Annotated in this window: 5 protein-coding genes; 3 read left to right on the top strand and 2 right to left on the bottom strand. The window is 67.1% G+C overall.

Annotation, left to right across the window (positions count from 1 at the left end; genetic code table 11):
- Positions 1-6: 6 nt before the first annotated feature.
- From PKO50_RS16550 to PKO50_RS16560, 3 genes are all read left to right on the top strand, one after another.
- On the top strand, positions 7-546 hold the full coding sequence (locus tag PKO50_RS16550) for a retention module-containing protein (protein ID WP_275630340.1): 540 nt from the start codon (positions 7-9) through the stop codon (positions 544-546).
- Positions 543-13,883: an Ig-like domain-containing protein gene (locus PKO50_RS16555; RefSeq protein WP_275630489.1), complete on the top strand. Its 13,341-nt coding sequence runs from the start codon at positions 543-545 to the stop codon at positions 13,881-13,883. Before PKO50_RS16550 ends, PKO50_RS16555 begins: the two co-directional genes overlap by 4 nt.
- Positions 13,884-13,945: 62 nt before the next feature.
- Positions 13,946-14,278, top strand: a complete 333-nt coding sequence (locus PKO50_RS16560) for a tryptophan synthase subunit beta (protein ID WP_109932240.1) — start codon at positions 13,946-13,948, stop codon at positions 14,276-14,278.
- Between the two features lie 538 nt (positions 14,279-14,816).
- Here PKO50_RS16560 and lapD read toward each other — a convergent pair.
- Positions 14,817-16,769: a cyclic di-GMP receptor LapD gene (gene lapD, locus PKO50_RS16565; RefSeq protein ID WP_275630341.1), complete on the bottom strand. Its 1,953-nt coding sequence runs from the start codon at positions 16,767-16,769 to the stop codon at positions 14,817-14,819.
- A 10-nt stretch (positions 16,770-16,779) separates the two neighbouring features.
- On the bottom strand, positions 16,780-17,424 hold the full coding sequence (gene lapG / locus PKO50_RS16570; RefSeq protein ID WP_275630342.1) for a cysteine protease LapG: 645 nt from the start codon (positions 17,422-17,424) through the stop codon (positions 16,780-16,782).
- Positions 17,425-17,709: the final 285 nt, after the last annotated feature.

The raw sequence follows: 17,709 nt of genomic DNA on the forward strand, positions 1-17,709 counted from the left end.
AGTGCAATGAGCAGCGTCGTCGCAGTGGTGAAAAGCGTCATCGGGCAAGTGCTGGCGGTATCCGCCGAGGGGCAGCGCAGGGTGCTGGTCGAGGGCGACCGGATCTTCCTGGGCGACCTGGTGCAGACCGGCGACGCCGGTGCGGTGGCCCTGAAGCTGCCCGACGGCCGCGTGCTCGACCTGGGCCGCGACAGCCAGCTCAGCGCCAACGAACTGGCACCCCAGGCGCCGTCCCCGGCTGCCGCAGCGGGCAGCACCGAGGAGCTGCAGAAGGCCATCGCCGCCGGCGCCGACCCGACCCAGACCCTCGCCCCACCGCGGCCGGCCCGAGCGCCAGCGCCGGTGGCAGCGGCCCGGCCGGCGGCGGCCACAGCTTCGTGCTGCTGGAGGAAACCGGCGGCCACGTCGACCCGAGCATCGGCTACACCACCAGCGGCCCGGGCGCTGCCGGCCAGGGCGACGGCGAACGCCAGCAGGAGCAGGCGCCGAACCTCGCGCCCAGCTTCGTCGACGACCAGGGCAACGCCCTCGCCGGCCTGCAACTGAGCACCGCCGAAGATACCCTGCTGCAGGGCGCCTTCCAGGCCCGCGACCCGAACGGCGACAGCCTCACCTACTCCCTCGCCCGGGGCCCGGCCAACGGCAGCCTGATCGTCAACGCCGACGGCACCTGGCAGTACCTGCCCAACCCCGACTACAACGGCGCCGACAGCTTCGTGGTGACGGTCACCGACAACCGCGGCGCGTCCAGCAGCCTGACCGTCGACATCGGCGTGAGCGCGGTCAACGACGCCCCGGTGGCCAGCGGCAGCTACGGCGCAACCCTCGTCGACACCTCGGCCAACGACAGCTTCGCCGACATCAAGGGCCAGCTGCAGGCCAGCGACGTCGACGGCGACCAACTGACCTGGAGCGGCAGCGCCAAGGGCGCCTTCGGCCAGCTCACGGTCAACCCCGACGGCAGCTACGTCTACGTGGTCGACGCCGCCGCGGTGAATGCCCTGCCCGCCGGCCAGCACCCGCAGGACAGCTTCACCGTCACCGTGCGCGATCCGTCCGGGGCCAGCGACACCCGGGTGATCGACATCGACATCCAGGGCGCCAACGACACGCCCCGGGCCACCAACGCCCAGGCCCAGGCAACCGAGGACGGGCAGCTCACCGGCCAGATTGCCGCCAGCGACCCCGACACCGGCAGCAGCCTGACCTTCGCCGTCGACGGCAAGGCCCCCGCCGGCTTCACCCTGCAGCCCGACGGCAGCTGGAGCTTCGACGGCAAGGACCCGGCCTACCAGCACCTGGGCGAAGGCCAGACCCAGGTGATCAGCATCCCGGTGGTGGTAACCGACGACCAGGGCGCCAGCAGCACCAGCACCCTGACCATTACCGTCACCGGTACCAACGATGCGCCCGTGGCCCAGGCCGGCACTGCGACTACCGGCGAGAACGGCGTCCTGAATGGCCAGGTTCCGCCGGCCACTGACGTCGACGGCAGCATCGCCGGCTACCAGCTGACCAGTGGTGTAGGGAATGGCAACGGCACGCTGACCTTCAACAGCGACGGCAGCTACCGCTTCGATCCGGGCCAGGACTTCGACAGCCTGCCAGCCGGTACCAGCCGTGACGTCACCTTCACCTACCAGGCCAAGGACGACAACGGCGCGCTGAGCGATCCGCAGACCATCACCATCACCATTACCGGCAGCAACGATGCGCCGGTAGCCCAGGCCGCCACTGCGGCGGTCGATGAAGACAGCCAGATCGGCGGCCAGTTGCAGGCCAGCGATGCCGACCAGGGCGCCCAGTTGCAGTTCGGCTCGGACAGCCCCCTGCCCGCCGGCTTCACCCTGGGCCAGGATGGCAAGTGGAGCTTCGATGCCGGCAATGCCGCCTACCAGCATCTGGCTGCAGGACAGACGCAGGTCATCAACGTCCCCTACTTCGTTGTCGATGACCAGGGCGCCAGCACCAGCAGCACCCTGACCATTACCGTCACCGGTACCAACGATGCGCCTGTGGCCCAGGCCGCCACTGCGGCGGCCGACGAGGACCAGGTGAGCACCGGTCAACTGGTGGCCACCGATGCCGACGATGGCGCCGTCCTGACCTATGGCATCGATGGCAATGCGCCCGCCGGCTTCACCCTACAGCCCAACGGCAGCTGGAGCTTCGATGGCAAGGATGCGGCCTACCAACACCTGGCCGCTGGCGAAACCCAGGTGATCAGCGTTCCGGTGATCGTCACCGATGATCAGGGCGCTACCAGTAGCAGCACGCTGACCATCACGGTCACCGGTACCAACGACGCACCGGTCGCTCAGGCTGGCAGTGCGACTACCGGCGAGAACGGCGTTCTGAATGGCCAGGTTCCGGCGGCCACTGACGTCGACGGCGGCATCGTCGGCTACCAGTTGACCAGCGATGTAGGGAATGGCAACGGTTCGCTGACCTTCAACAGCGACGGCAGCTACCGCTTCGATCCGGGCCAGGACTTCGACAACCTGCCGGCTGGTGCCAGCCGTGACGTTACCTTCACCTACCAGGCCAAGGATGACAGTGGCGCGCTGAGCGATCCGCAGACCATCACCATCACGGTGACCGGCACCAATGACGCACCGGTGGCCCAGGCTGCCACTGCGGCGGTCGACGAGGACAGCCAGATCAACGGCCAGTTGCAGGCCACCGATGCCGACCAGGGCGCCCAGTTGCAGTTCGGCTCGGACAGCCCGCTGCCCGCCGGCTTCACGCTGGGGCAGGACGGCAAATGGAGCTTCGACGCCAGCAATCCTGCCTACCAGCATCTGGCTGAAGGCGAGATTCAAACCATCAGCATCCCGGTCGTCGTCACCGATGACCAGGGGGCTACCAGCGGCAGCACCCTGACTATTACCGTCACCGGCACCAACGACATCCCCGTTGCCCAGGCCGCCAGCGCTGCCGTTGATGAAGACCAGGTGAGCACCGGTCAACTGGTGGCCACCGATGCCGACGACGGCGCCGTCCTGAGCTTCAGCATCGATGGCAATGCCCCCGCCGGCTTCACCCTACAGCCCAACGGCAGCTGGAGCTTCGACGGCAAGGATGCGGCCTACCAACACCTGGCCGCTGGTGAAACCCAGGTGATCAGCGTTCCGGTGATCGTCACCGATGATCAGGGCGCTACCAGTAGCAGCACGCTGACCATCACGGTGACCGGCACCAACGACGTGCCGGTAGCTCAGGCCGCCACTGCCGCGGTCAACGAAGACAGCCAGATCAATGGCCAATTGCAGGCCACTGATGCCGACCAGGGCACCCAACTGCAATTCGGCTCGGACAGCCCCCTACCCGCCGGCTTCACCCTGGGCCAGGATGGCAAGTGGAGCTTCGACGCCAGCGATGCCGCCTATCAGCACCTGGCTGCGGGACAAACCCAGGTCATCAGCATCCCGGTGGTCGTCACCGATGACCAGGGGGCTACCAGTAGCAGCACCCTGACCATCACCGTCACCGGAACCAACGATGTCCCCGTCGCCCAAGCTGCCAGCGCAGCAGCCGACGAAGACCAGGTGAGCACCGGCCAATTGGTAGCCACTGACGCCGATGATGGCGCCGTCCTGAGCTTCAGCATCGACGGCAATGCGCCCGCCGGCCTCACCCTGAAAAGCGATGGCAGCTGGACTTTCGATGGCAAGGACCCGGCCTATCAACATCTGGCGGATGGTGAGACGCAAGTAATCAACATCCCGGTCATCGTCACCGATGAGCATGGAGCTACCAGCTCCAGCATCCTGACCATTACCGTCACCGGGACCAATGACGCACCGGTCGCCCAGGCCGGCAGCGCTACGACCGAAGAGAACACCGTTCTCAATGGCCAGGTCCCGGCGGCCAGCGATGTCGACGGCACCATTGCCGGCTACCAGTTGGCCAGTGGTGTCGGCAATGGCAACGGCACGCTGACCTTCAACCCCAATGGCGGCTATACCTTCGATCCGGGCCACGACTTCGACAGCCTGCCGGCCGGCGTCAGTCGCGATGTCAGCTTCACCTACCAGGCCAAGGATGACAGCGGCGCGCTGAGCGATCCGCAGACCATCACCATCACCGTGACCGGCACCAACGATGCGCCGGTGGCCCAGGCCACCACTGCCGCGGTCAACGAAGACAGCCAGATCAATGGCCAGTTGCAGGCCACCGATGCCGACCAAGGAGCCCAACTGCAGTTCAGTTCGGACAGCCCCTTGCCCGCTGGCTTCACGCTGGATCAGGACGGCAAGTGGAGCTTCGACGCCAGCAATGCCGTCTACCAGCACCTGGCTGCCGGTCAGACGCAGGTCATCAGCATCCCGGTGGTCGTCACCGATGACCAAGGCGCTACCAGCGGCAGCACCCTGACCATTACCGTCACCGGCACCAATGACATCCCCGTCGCTCAGGCTGCCAGCGCGGCGGCCGACGAAGACCAGGTAAGCACCGGCCAGTTGGTGGCCACAGACGCCGATGACGGCGCGGTCCTGACCTTCAGCATCGACGGCAATGCGCCCGCCGGTTTCATCCTGAAGGCCGATGGCAGCTGGACCTTCGACGGCAAGGACTCGGCCTACCAGCATCTGGCGGATGGCGAGACGCAGGTCATCAGCATTCCGGTGATCGTCACTGACGACCAGGGCGCCACCAACACCAGCACTCTGACTATTACCGTCACTGGCACCAACGACGCGCCGGTGGCTCAGGCTGGCAGCGCCGCGACCGAAGAGAACACCATCCTCAATGGCCAAGTCCCGGCCGCCAGCGATGTCGACGGCACCATTGCCAGCTACCAGCTGACTACCGATGTCGGCACCGGCAACGGCACACTGACCTTCAACTCCAATGGTGGCTATACCTTCGATCCGGGCCACGACTTCGACAGCCTGCCTGCCGGTGTCAGCCGCGACGTCACCTTCACCTACCAGGCCAAGGACGACAGCGGCGCACTGAGTGCCCCGCAGACCATCACCATTACCGTCACCGGCACCAACGATGCGCCGGTAGCTCAGGCGGCCACTGCAGTGGTCAACGAGGACAGCCAGATCAACGGCCAGTTGCAGGCCACCGATGCCGACCAAGGAGCCCAACTGCAATTCGGCTCGGACAGCCCGCTTCCCGCCGGCTTCACCCTGGATCAGGACGGCAAATGGACCTTCGACGCCAGCAATCCCGCCTACCAGCACCTGGCTGAGGGAAAAACCCAGGTCATCAGCATTCCGGTGGTCGTCACCGATGACCAGGGCGCTACCAGTGGCAGCACCCTGACCATCACCGTCACCGGCACCAACGACGCCCCTGTCGCCCAAGCCGCCAGCGCAGCGGTCGACGAAGACCAGGTGAGCACCGGCCAACTGACGGCCACCGACGCCGATGACGGCGCGGTCCTGACCTTCAGCATCGACGGCAATGCGCCCGCAGGCTTCACCCTGCAATCCGACGGCAGCTGGACCTTCGATGGCAAGGACCCGGCCTACCAGCACCTGGCCAATGACGAAACCCAGGTCATCAGCATCCCAGTAATCGTCACCGACGATCAGGGCGCCACCAGCTCCAGCACCCTGACTCTGACCATTACCGGTACCAACGACGCACCGGTCGCCCAGGCTGGCAGCGCTACGACTGAAGAGAACACCATCCTCAACGGGCAGGTCCCGGCCGCGAGCGATGTCGACGGCACCATCGCCAGCTACCAACTGACTACCGATGTCGGCACCGGCAACGGCACGCTGACCTTCAACCCCAATGGCAGCTATACCTTCGATCCGGGCCAGGATTTCGACAGCCTGCCGGCCGGTGTCAGCCGCGACGTCACCTTCACCTACCAGGCCAAGGACGACAGCGGCGCGCTAAGTGCTGCGCAGACCATCACCATTACCGTCACCGGTACCAACGACGCGCCAGTGGCCCAGGCCGGTGCCGCCACCACCGAAGAAAACACCGTCCTCAACGGCCAGGTACCGGCTGCCAGCGATGTCGATGGCATCATCGCCAGTTACCAGCTGACCAGCGACGTCGGCACCGGCAACGGCACCCTCACCTTCAACGCCGATGGCAGCTACCGCTTCGATCCGGGCCAGGACTTCGACAGCCTGCCGGCCAACGTCAGCCGCGATGTCACCTTCACCTACCAGGCCAAGGATGACAGCGGTGCGCTGAGCCCCCCGCAAACCATCACCATCACTGTCACAGGCACCAACGACGCCGCCGTCATCACCGGCGCCCAGGTCAGCGTCAACGAGACCGACACCCCGGTCAGCACCGGCGGCCAACTGAGCATCACCGACGTCGACAGCCCGGCCACCTTCGTCGAGCAAACCAACGTCGCCGGCCAGTACGGCCACTTCACCCTGACCGCCGACGGTACCTGGAGCTACACCGCCGATTCGGCCTATAACGAACTCAGCGCCAGCCAGTCCCTGACCGACACCTTCACCGTGACGAGCGCCGACGGCACTACCTCCAGCGTCACCGTGACCATCCAGGGCACCAACGACGCCGCCGTCATCACCGGCGCCCAGGTCAACGTCAACGAGACCGACACCCCGGTCAGCACCGGCGGCCAACTGACCGTCACCGACGTCGACAGCCCGGCCACCTTCGTCGAGCAGACCAACGTCGCCGGCCAGTACGGCCACTTCAGCCTGGCTGCCGACGGCACCTGGAGCTACACCGCCGATTCGGCCTACAACCAGCTGAACGTCGGCCAGTCGCTGACTGACACCTTCACCGTGACGAGCGCCGACGGCACCACCTCCAGCGTCAGCGTAACCATCGACGGCACCAACGACGCCGCCGTCATCACCGGCGCCCAGGTCAACGTCAACGAGACCGACACCCCGGTCAGCACCGGCGGCCAACTGACCATCACCGACGTCGACAGCCCGGCCACCTTCGTCGAGCAGACCAACGTCGCCGGCCAGTACGGCCACTTCAGCCTGGCTGCCGACGGCACCTGGAGCTACACCGCCGACTCGGCCTACAACGAGCTCAAGCAGGGCGAGACACTCACCGACACCTTCAGCGTCCAGAGCGCGGACGGCACGCCGTCCAGCGTCACCGTCAACATCGTCGGCAGCAACGACGCGCCGGTGGCCCAGGCCGCCAGCGCCAGCGCCGTGGAAGGCGGCAGCCTGCAGCCGGGCGCCGTCGCCAATGCCACCGACGGCTCGGCGCTGACCCTGACCATCACCACCACGCAGCCGGGCGAGACCATCGGTTTCAACTGGACGTTCAGCACCCAGGACTACGCGCCCTTCAACGACTTCGCCTTCGTGCAGGTCAACGGCCAGGTCGTCACCCTGCTGAGCAGCGTCGCCGCGGTGGGCGACTACGGCACTTCGGGCCCGCAGGCCTTCAGCCATACCTTCGACCAGCCGGGCACCTATACCCTGGTGATCGGCGTGGCGGACAGCGGCGACAGCTCCGTCGACTCCACCCTGGTGCTGAGCAACCTGCCGCCGCAAGCCAGCGTCGTCGGCACGGTCGGCCAGGCGGTGCAAGGCGGCACCGGCTGGACCCTCACCAGCAACGGTGCGAACAACCAGGCGCTGGTGAACCAGCTCAAGCCGGTCAGCGAGATCACCGGCCAGCTGCAGGCCAGCGACGTCGACCATGGCGCCCAGCTGAGCTACTCCGTCGACGGTACCGCGCCGGCCGGCTTCACCCTGCGCAGCGACGGCAGCTGGGTGTTCGACGCCAAGGACCCGGCCTACGACAGCCTGGCCGCGAACCAGGTGAAGGTGCTGCAGATCGGCTACACGGTGACCGATGAATACGGCGCCACCGGCAGCAGCACCCTCACTCTGACCATTACCGGCACCAACGACGCACCGGTGGCCAACGCCGACCAGGCGCAGACCCCGATCAACGTGGCGCTGCCGAGCATCGACGTGCTCGGCAACGACACCGACGTCGACGGCGATACGCTCAGCGTCAGCAAGGCGGTGCTCGCCGACCCCAGCCAGGGCAGCGTCAGCATCAATCCCGACGGCACCCTGAACTTCGTGCCCGGCCAGAACGTCAGCGGCAGCGTGGTGATCCACTACGAGATCAGCGACAGCCATGGCGGCAGCGCCAGCGGCAGCCTGACCGTGGAGGTGGGCGGCAACACCCCGCCGCAGGGCGCCGACCGCACCGACAGCATCGCCGAGGACAGCAGCCGCAGCTTCAGTGCCGCCGACTTCGGTTTCAACGACGCCGATGCCGGCCAGCACCTGCAGGCTGTGCGCATCGACAGCCTGCCGGGCGCCGGCAGCCTGACCTTCGACGGCGTCGCCGTCGTCCAGGGCCAGGTGATCGCCGCCGCCGACCTCGGCAAGCTGCTGTTCACCCCCGACGCCAACGGCAATGGCGCACCCTACGCCAGCTTCGGCTTCAGCGTGCAGGACAGCGCCGGCGCCTTCGACAGCACTCCGCACACCTTCACCCTGGACGTCACCCCGGTGGACGATCCCTCGGTACTGGCGCCGAACTACGCGAGCCTGGACGAGGACAGCGGCAGCGTGAGCGGCAACGTGCTGACCAACGACGTCGACATCGACGACATCCTGAGCGTGAGCAGCTACAGCGTCGCTGGCTTCAGCGGCAGCATCGCCGCCGGCACCAGCACCACCATCGTCGGCGTCGGCAGCCTCGTCATCAACGCCGACGGCAGCTACAGCTTCACCCCGGACGCCAACTACCACGGCGCCGTACCGCAGATCACCTACACCACCAACACCGGCTCCAGCTCGACGCTGGACATCACCGTGAACTCGGTGAACGACGTGCCGCTGGCCGATAACGGCAGCAAGACCACGCTGGAGGACACGCCGGTTTCCGGCCAGGTCGTGGCCAGCGACGTCGATGGCGACACTCTCACCTACACCCTGAAGTCGGGCGGTGAGCCGGCACACGGCACCCTAGTCCTGGATCCTGCGACAGGCAACTACACCTATACGCCGAACGCGAACTACCACGGCGACGACAGCTTCATCGTCGTGGTCGACGATGGCCACAACGGCACCACCGAATCCGTCGTCAACATCACCGTCACCTCGGTGAACGACAACCCGACGACCAGCGATGACAGCAAGACCACCGCCGAGGACACCCCAGTTTCCGGTCAGGTCGTGGCCAGCGACGTCGATGGCGACACTCTCACCTACACCCTGAAGTCGGGCGGCGAGCCGGCACACGGCACCCTGGTCCTGGATCCTGCGACAGGCAACTACACCTATACGCCGAACGCGAACTACCACGGTCCGGATAGCTTCACCGTGGTGGTCGATGACGGCCATAACGGCACCACCGAGTCCACCGTCACTCTCACTGTTACCTCAGTGAACGATGACCCGGTGACCAGCGACGACAGCAAGACCACCGCTGAAGACACTCCGGTCTCCGGCCAAGTCGTGGCTAGCGATGTCGACGGCGATGCCCTCACCTACACCCTGAAATCCGGCGGTGAGCCGGCCCACGGCACCCTGGTGCTGGATCCTGCGACCGGCAGCTACACCTATACGCCAAACCTGAACTACAACGGCGACGACAGCTTCACCGTCGTAGTCAGCGATGGCCACAACGGCACTACCGAATCTACCGTCACCCTCACCGTTACCTCGGTGAACGATGTCCCGGTAACCAGCGACGACAGCAAGACCACCGCTGAAGACACCCCGGTTTCCGGCCAGGTCGTAGCTACCGACGTCGACGGTGACGCTCTCACCTACACCCTGAAGTCGGGCGGTGAACCGGCACACGGCACCCTGGTGCTGGATCCTGCGACCGGCAGCTACACCTATACGCCGAACGCGAACTACCACGGTCCGGATAGCTTCACCGTGGTGATCGATGACGGCCATAACGGCACCACCGAGTCCACTGTCACCCTCACCATTACCTCAGTGAACGATGATCCTGTGACCAGCGATGACAGCAAGACCACCGCTGAAGACACTCCGGTCTCCGGCCAGGTCGTGGCCAGTGATGTCGATGGTGATGCCCTTACCTACACCCTGAAATCCGGTGGTGAGCCGGCTCACGGCACCCTGGTGCTGGATACCGCGACCGGCAGCTACACCTATACGCCGAACCTGAACTACCACGGTCCGGATAGCTTCACCGTAGTGATCGATGACGGTCACAACGGCACCACCGAGTCCACCGTCACCCTCACCGTCACCTCGGTGAACGACGCCCCGACGACCAGTAACGACAGCAAAACCACCGCTGAAGACACTCCGGTCTCCGGCCAAGTCGTGGCTACCGACGTCGATGGAGACATCCTGAGCTACACCGTCAAATCCGGCGGTGAACCGGCCCACGGCACCCTGGTGCTGGATACCGCGACCGGCAGCTACACCTATACCCCGAACCTGAACTATCACGGTCCGGACAGCTTCACCGTAGTGATCGATGACGGCCATAACGGCACCACCGAATCCACCGTCACCCTCACCGTCACCTCAGTGAACGATGTCCCGGTGGCCAGCGATGACAGCAAGACCACCGCCGAAGACACCCCGGTTTCCGGCCAGGTCGTGGCTAGCGATGTCGACGGAGACATCCTGAGTTACACCGTCAAATCCGGCGGTGAGCCGACCCACGGCACCCTGGTGCTGGATCCTGCGACAGGCAGCTACACCTATACCCCGAACCTGAACTACAACGGCCCGGACAGCTTCACCGTCGTAGTCAGCGACGGCCACAACGGCACCACCGAATCTACCGTCACCCTCACCGTCACCCCGGTGAACGACGCCCCGGTCGCCGCCAACGACAGCAAGACCACCGGCGAAAACAGCGTGCTCAGCGACCATGTACCGGCCGCCAGCGACGTCGACAGCACGGTCAACCCCAACGGCTACACCCTGGTCAGCGGGCCCGGCGCCGGCAACGGCCACCTGACCTTCAACGCCGACGGCACCTACGTGTTCAACCCGGGCAGCGACTTCGACAGCCTGGCCCCGAGCGAAAGCCGCCAGGTCAGTTTCACCTACACCGCCAAGGACACCGAAGGCGCCACCAGCGCCCCGGCCACAGTGACCATCACCGTGACCGGCGCCAACGACGCGCCCACCGGCACCGACGCTACCATCACCCTGGACGAGGACAGCAGCCGCAGCTTCAGCGCCGCCGACTTCGGCTTCCAGGATGTCGACCACAACGACGCCCTCAGCGCCGTGCGCATCGACAGCCTGCCCGGCGCCGGCAAGCTGACCCTCAACGGCGTGGCGGTCAGCGCCGGCCAGGTGATAGCCGCGGCCGACCTGGGCAAGCTGGCGTACACCCCGGCGGCCAACGCCAACGGCGACAACTACGCCAGCTTCACCTTCTCGGTGAAGGACAGCAACGGCGCCTTCGACAGCACGCCGAACAAGCTCACCGTCAACGTCACCCCGGTCAACGACGACCCCGTGGCGGTCAACGACAACTACCTGGTCGGCGGCCTGCAGGGCAACTACTGGGGCTACCGCGAAGGCACCGACGGCAGCAACCTGACCAGCCTGAGCATGATCAGCGCCTTCATCGCCAAGACCGCCCCCAGCGCCACCTTCACCGCCACGGCGCTCAACTACGGCAACGGCGTGAGCAGCGACCTGGGCGGCGACCAGCAGTTGCAGAAGTTCCTCGGCAGCGACGCCACCTCGCTCAGCACCGACCCGGCCAATACCTCCGACGCCATCGTCCAGCTCACCGGGCTGGTCAACCTCGCCGCCGGTAACTACACGTTCAGGGTGACGGCGGACGACGGCTTCAGCATCCGCATCGACGGCGTGGAGGTGTTCAAGTACGACGCCAACCAGAGCCCGACGGCCCGCGTGTCGGACAGCTTCACCATCGCCCAGGGCGGCAACCACCAGATCGAGATCCTCTACTGGGACCAGGGCGGCAACGCCCAGCTGAAGGTCGAGCTGGCCCCCGCTGGCGGCAGCTACAGCGTGCTCGGCGGCAGCAGCCTGAGCCACCCGCTGGCCGAACTGGTGACCAACGAGGACACCGCCCTGACCATCGCCGCCAAGACCCTGCTGGGCAACGACAGCGACGTCGACGACGACAGCCTGTCCATCCTCAGCGTGCAGGGCGCGGTCAACGGCACGGTGAAGCTGGAGAACGGCAATGTCGTCTTCACCCCGGCCAAGGACGTCAACGGCACCGGCAGCTTCACCTACACCGTCAGCGACGGCCACGGCGGTACCGCCACCGCCAGCGTGACCGTCGGCATCAACGCGGTGAACGATGCGCCGGTGGCCAAGGCCGACAGCGCCTCGACCCAGGAAGACAAGCCCGTCACCCTCAACGTGCTGGCCAACGACAGCGACGTCGACGGCGACACCCTGAGCGTCACCAGCGCCTCCGCGACCAATGGCAGCGTGACGCTGAACAGCGACGGCACCCTGACCTACACGCCCAAGGCCAACTTCAGCGGCAGCGACACCATCAGCTACACCATCAGCGATGGCCACGGCGGCACCGCCAGCTCGACTGTGGCGGTCAGCGTCACGCCGGTGGCCGACGTGCCGCTGCTCAACAGCGGCAGCATCTTCGCCCTCAACCCCGGCGCCACCAGCATCAGCACCACCCAGGCGATCAGCCAGGCCAACCTGGAGACCGAGACCGGCCTGAGCTCCGGGGCCCTGGACGGCATGAACCCACCCAGCGGCGCCCTCACCCATACTGGCAACGTCAACGTCATCGACGGTTCGCTGACCAGCTCGGATTACTCGCTCAAGGCCGGCACGCAGGTCAGCTTCGCCTGGACCTTCACCAACGGTGAAAACTCCAGCAGCGAGATCAGCAACGGCTTCAACGACATAGTCGCGCTGGTGGTCACAGGCCCCGACGGTGTCCGCCAACTGATCCAGGTGACCTCCTCCGAGCAGCGCGGCGCCAGCGTCAACGGCAGTGGCGTACAGACCTACACCGCCACCAGCAGCGGCGACTACCACTTCGACTGGCTGGTGCTCAACGGCGGCGACGCCGACAAGGACTCAAGCCTGAGCCTCAGTGCTCCCACCTTCACCCTGGGCGGCAAGACCTACGGCGCGCCGATCGACGTCGGCATCAACGCCGCCCTGAGCGACACCGACGGCTCGGAAAGCCTCTCGGTGAAGATCACCGGCGTGCCCAACGACGCCACCTTCACCAGCGGCACCCACAACGCCGACGGCAGCTGGAGCTTCACCGAGGCGCAACTGCACGACCTGCAGCTGCTGCCGGCCAGCGGCTACAACGGCACCCTGACCCTGGGCGTCACCGCCACCGCCACCGAGTCCGACGGCAGCACGGCCAGCGCCACGCAGACGCTCAGCATCACGGTCGCCTCGACCACCACCAACTCGTTCTCCGGCACCACCGGCAACGACCTGATGCACGGCTACGGCAGCACCGACACCCTCAACGGCGGCGACGGCCACGACATCCTCTACGGTGGTGCGGGCAACAGCACCCTCAATGGTGGCAGTGGCAACGACACCCTGTACGGCGGCCTGGGCAACGACACCCTCGACGGTGGTACCGGCAACGACCTGCTGATCGGCGGCAAGGGCAACGACACCCTGACCGGCGGCACAGGCGCCGACACCTTCCTCTGGCGCGCCGGCGATACCGGTAACGACACCATCACCGACTTCAAGCCCGGCGATGGCGACCGCATCGACCTGGTGGACCTGCTGCCGGATGCCGCGCACAACGACATCCTCAGCTACCTGAAGGTGGACACCGCGACCTCGACCCTGCAGATCAGCACCACCGGCCAGGTGAACAGCTCGACCGACGTGACCATCAAGCTCACCGGCGTCGACCTCAAGACCTACGGGGCGACCTCGGCGGACATCATCAAGTCGCTGGTGGCCGGCGCCGACCCGCTGGTGAAGACCGAGCACCACTGAGCCCGCGCGGCGGCGCCCCTCCGGAGCCGCCGCGTCCCCCACCCCCTGATGGAGACGAGGCGATGCCTTACATCCAGCGTGACGCCGAAGGCCGGCTGATACGCGTCGAGAGCGCCGCCTTCGCCGGCATGAGCGGCAGCCTGGCCGACGGCGACGAGGAAGTGCGCGCCTGGCGCGAGGCCGAATCCAGCCTGCACCAGCTGCAGCAGAGCGACCTGGAGATGATCCGGGTGCTGGAGGACCTGATCTCGGTGCTGATGGCCAAGGGCGTCATCCGCATCACCGACCTGCCCGAGGCGGCGCGCTCCAAGCTGCTCAGCCGCACCCAGGCACGCGAGGCGCTGGGCGGCCTGCACCGGCTGATCGACGAGGACGAGGATGGCGGGTTGATCTGACGCGCGAAATCGCGGACGGAGTCTGCTCCTACGACGGTGTGTCCTGGAACCGTAGGAGCGGACCTTGTCCGCGATTTGGCGGATAACGCCGCAGGCGTTATGCGCCCTACGGGGAACCCGGGAGCCTCGTGGTTCCGCATCGCGCCGGAGGGTCGCGGGAATGACGGAGGTGTGAGGATGACGCCGGCCTTTCCTCTCGCAGAGGACAGCCCCCTCTCCCGCTTGCGGGAGAGGGTTGGGGTGAGGGCGCTCTTGAGCCCAACGCCTATGTCATAGGATGGCCTGGGCGCCGGCCTTGCCGGCGAAATCGCGGATAAGATCCGCTCCTACAGGTTGCCGGGAAACACGTACGCGTAGGGCGAATAACCGTTCGCGGTTATCCGCCGTTGGCCGTAACACCGGAGCCCGGATAATGGCGGATAACGCCGTAGGCGTTATGCGCCCTACGGGTGCCGATACGCCGTGCCCTTGCAGGAGGCACGTACGCGGAGGGCGCATAACCGTTCGCGGTTATCCGCCGCCGGCCATAACACCGGGCTCACCCCTTCCCCCACGGCCTCGGCGCGCCGAACAGTTGCCCCTGCACGCCCTGGATGCCCATCCCCCGCAGCACGCGGAACTCCGCCTCGGTCTCGACGCGCTCGGCGATCAGCGGCAGGTCGATGCTGTGCGCCGCATGCTGCATGGCTTCGATGAACAGGCGCTTGTCGTTCTCCACGTCGATGGCGCGGATGTGGCTGCCGTCGACCTTCAGGTAGGCCAGGCCCAGGCGCGCCAGGTTGCCGATCATGCTGAAGCGGCCGCCGAAGTGCTGCAGCGCCAGGCCGTAGCCCAGCTCGCGCAGGCGCCGGGTCAGCGCCTCCAGGGCGGCCTGGTCGGGCAGTTGGTCTTCTTCCAGCTCCAGCACCAGGCGGCCGCCGTACTGCGGGTGCTGGCGCAGGCGTTCGAAGGCCCGGGCCAGGGCGCGTTCGTCGCGCAGCAGCGCGCCCGAGAGGTTCAGCGCCAGCACCTGGTCGTGGCCGGCCAGGTGCGCCAGGGTCAGGTCGAGCATCAGCAGGTCCAGCTGCGCCGACCAGCCGAAGCGCTCCAGCCAGGGCAGGAAGCGCCCCGCCGCCAGGCTGCCGCCCTGCCCGTCCGGCAGGCGCGAGAGCACCTTGTGGTGCAACACCAGCTCGGCGTCCTCGCAGGCCACCACCGGCTGGAAGTACAGCTCGAAGCGCTTCTCGCGCAGCGCCCGCTCCAGCAGCTGGTGCCAGCTGTGGCGCGCATCGGCCAGTGGCGTCGGCTCACCGTCCAGCCGCGCCCAGGCGCAGTGCTGCTGGCGCTCGGCCTGGGCCAGGGCCTGGTCGGCGCCCTGCATCAGGTTCGCCGGCGCCTCGCCGGGGTGGAACGGCACCAGGCCGATGGCCGCGACCCGCGGCTGGTCGCTGGCGCCGGTGCTGGCCAGGCTGGCGAGCATGCCTTCCAGGCGCGTGGCCAGTTGCTCGGCCTCCTCTTCCAGCAGCCCCGGTGCCAGCAGGGCGAACTCGCCGCCGCGGGTGCGCGCCAGGGTGCGCCCGGCGCCCAGGCCCTGGCTGGCGCGCTGCAGCTGCTCGGCCACCGCCTTGAGCAGGGCGTCGGTGCGCTGGCCGCCCAGGCGCTGGTTGAGCCCGGCGAGGTCGAGCACCCGCAGCAACAGCAGGTAGCCGCTGCTGACCTGGTCCTCGGCGCTCAGCCGCGCCTGCAGCTGCAGGTCGAAGAAGCGCCGGTTGCCCAGCCCGGTCAAGCTGTCCTGGTAGGCCTCGTCGCGCAGCCGCTCGCTGCGCTCGGCCTGCTCCTGGAACAGCGCCTTGAGCTTCTCCACCATCTGGTTCATCGCCTGCACCAGGCGGCGCAGCTCCGGGGTACGCGGCAGTTCCGGCAGGCTGAGGAATTCGCGGCGGGCGATGGCATGGGACTGCGCCACCATGTAGTCCAGCGGGCGCAACTGGCGGCGCAGCAGCCAGGCGCCGAGCAGCGCGCTGGCCACCCCGCACAGCAGCAGCCAGCCGAGGCTGCCCAGGGCGCTCTGCCAGAGCTTGGCGATGGCGAACATCGGGTGGCTCACCACCTCCACCCGCGCCGCCTGGGTCCAGCCGCGGCTGACCACGGCGTCGCCGCCGGCCGCGGGCAGGCCGATCAGCGCAACGAACCACTGCGGCGCGCCCGAGGCCACGGCGTCCGGCACGCCCTGGCGCTCCACCATCACCTTGCCGGTGGCCAGGTCGACCACGCGGATGCGCTCGAAGTAGCCGCTGTCGAAGATCGAGCTGACCATCAGCTCGACCATCGCCGGGTCGTCGATGTGCGGAGTGAGCGACAGCCCCAGCGCCGTGGCGGCGTCCTGGGCGTGGGAGCGCAGCTGGTTGACGTACTGCTCGCGGGAGCTTTCCAGGCCGACCATGAAGCTGCCGCCGAAGGCCACCACCAGGAACAGGCAGATGGCGACCAGGAGTTGTTTGAACAGGGACATCTCGACTCCGCTACTCGCGCGAGGGGAACCCCTCGGCCTCCATTTTCCGCAACAGGTCCTGCCAGCGCGACAGCCGCTTGCTGTCGCCCACCTGCTTGTCCGCGCCGGCGTTGGCCAGCCACAGCCCCTCGCCGTTGAAGGCGTACACCGGCTGCAGGTCGTCGCGCTGCGAGGCCGGCAGGATGCTGCCGATCAGATTGTCCAGCACCAGCGGCACCGCTTGCGGCCGCGGGTAGTAGGTCAGCACCATGTGCGCCTGGTTCAGGCGCAGCGCCTTGACGTAGGTGATGCGCAATTTCTGCGCCGGCACGCCGAGGTGGCGCAGGCTCACGTACTTGGCGATGGCGAAGTCCTCGCAATCGCCGGCCCCCTTGGACAGGGCCTCCACCGGCGTGGCCCAGTAGTCCACCTGGTGCCACAGGCCGAGGTCGTCGGTGAAGCGCAACTGGCGGTTGAAGAAGTCGTTGACCGCCCGCAGTTGCTGTTGCTCGTCGGCCCCCGCCTCGTCGGCCAGCATGCGCTGCCAGGCCTCGATGCGTGCCCGGCCGGGCCCCAGGGGGCCATACAGCGCCTCGGCGCGGCGGGCGATCAGGGTGAAGTCCCAATCCGCCGCAAGCCACCCCGGGAGCCATGCGAAGGTACCGCTCACGATCATGGCGGCCAGCCACGGCAACCGCCGCCGCAAGCCCCCCATTCGCCCGTTCGACAACATCGTCACTTCCTGCCAGCGGACCATCCGGCGCCCCATGGGGGGCCGGCGCCGCATGGTGCGGGCTGGCGCGGGAAAAGGCAATGGCAATATGAAATCATCCGTTCCCCGGAGCGTTCGCGCCAATGCCTGAAGAGCATGTTCGAGCCGCACCTGTAACAGCCCGGACAATACTTGTCGCCAAATGAAAACAGTCAGGCCGAGGCAACTTCCAAAGCCCTGTCCGCCCGA

The sequence above is a fragment of the Pseudomonas sp. 273 genome (assembly GCF_029201425.1).
Lineage (GTDB): Bacteria > Pseudomonadota > Gammaproteobacteria > Pseudomonadales > Pseudomonadaceae > Pseudomonas > Pseudomonas delhiensis.

What these genes read in the sequence shown, in the direction of transcription:
- PKO50_RS16550 (WP_275630340.1), top strand. Translation starts at nt 7, where the DNA reads ATGAGCAGCGTCGTCGCAGTGGTGAAAAGCGTCATCGGGCAAGTGCTG.
- lapG (WP_275630342.1), bottom strand. Translation starts at nt 17,424, where the DNA reads ATGATCGTGAGCGGTACCTTCGCATGGCTCCCGGGGTGGCTTGCGGCG.
- PKO50_RS16560 (WP_109932240.1), top strand. Translation starts at nt 13,946, where the DNA reads ATGCCTTACATCCAGCGTGACGCCGAAGGCCGGCTGATACGCGTCGAG.
- lapD (WP_275630341.1), bottom strand. Translation starts at nt 16,769, where the DNA reads ATGTCCCTGTTCAAACAACTCCTGGTCGCCATCTGCCTGTTCCTGGTG.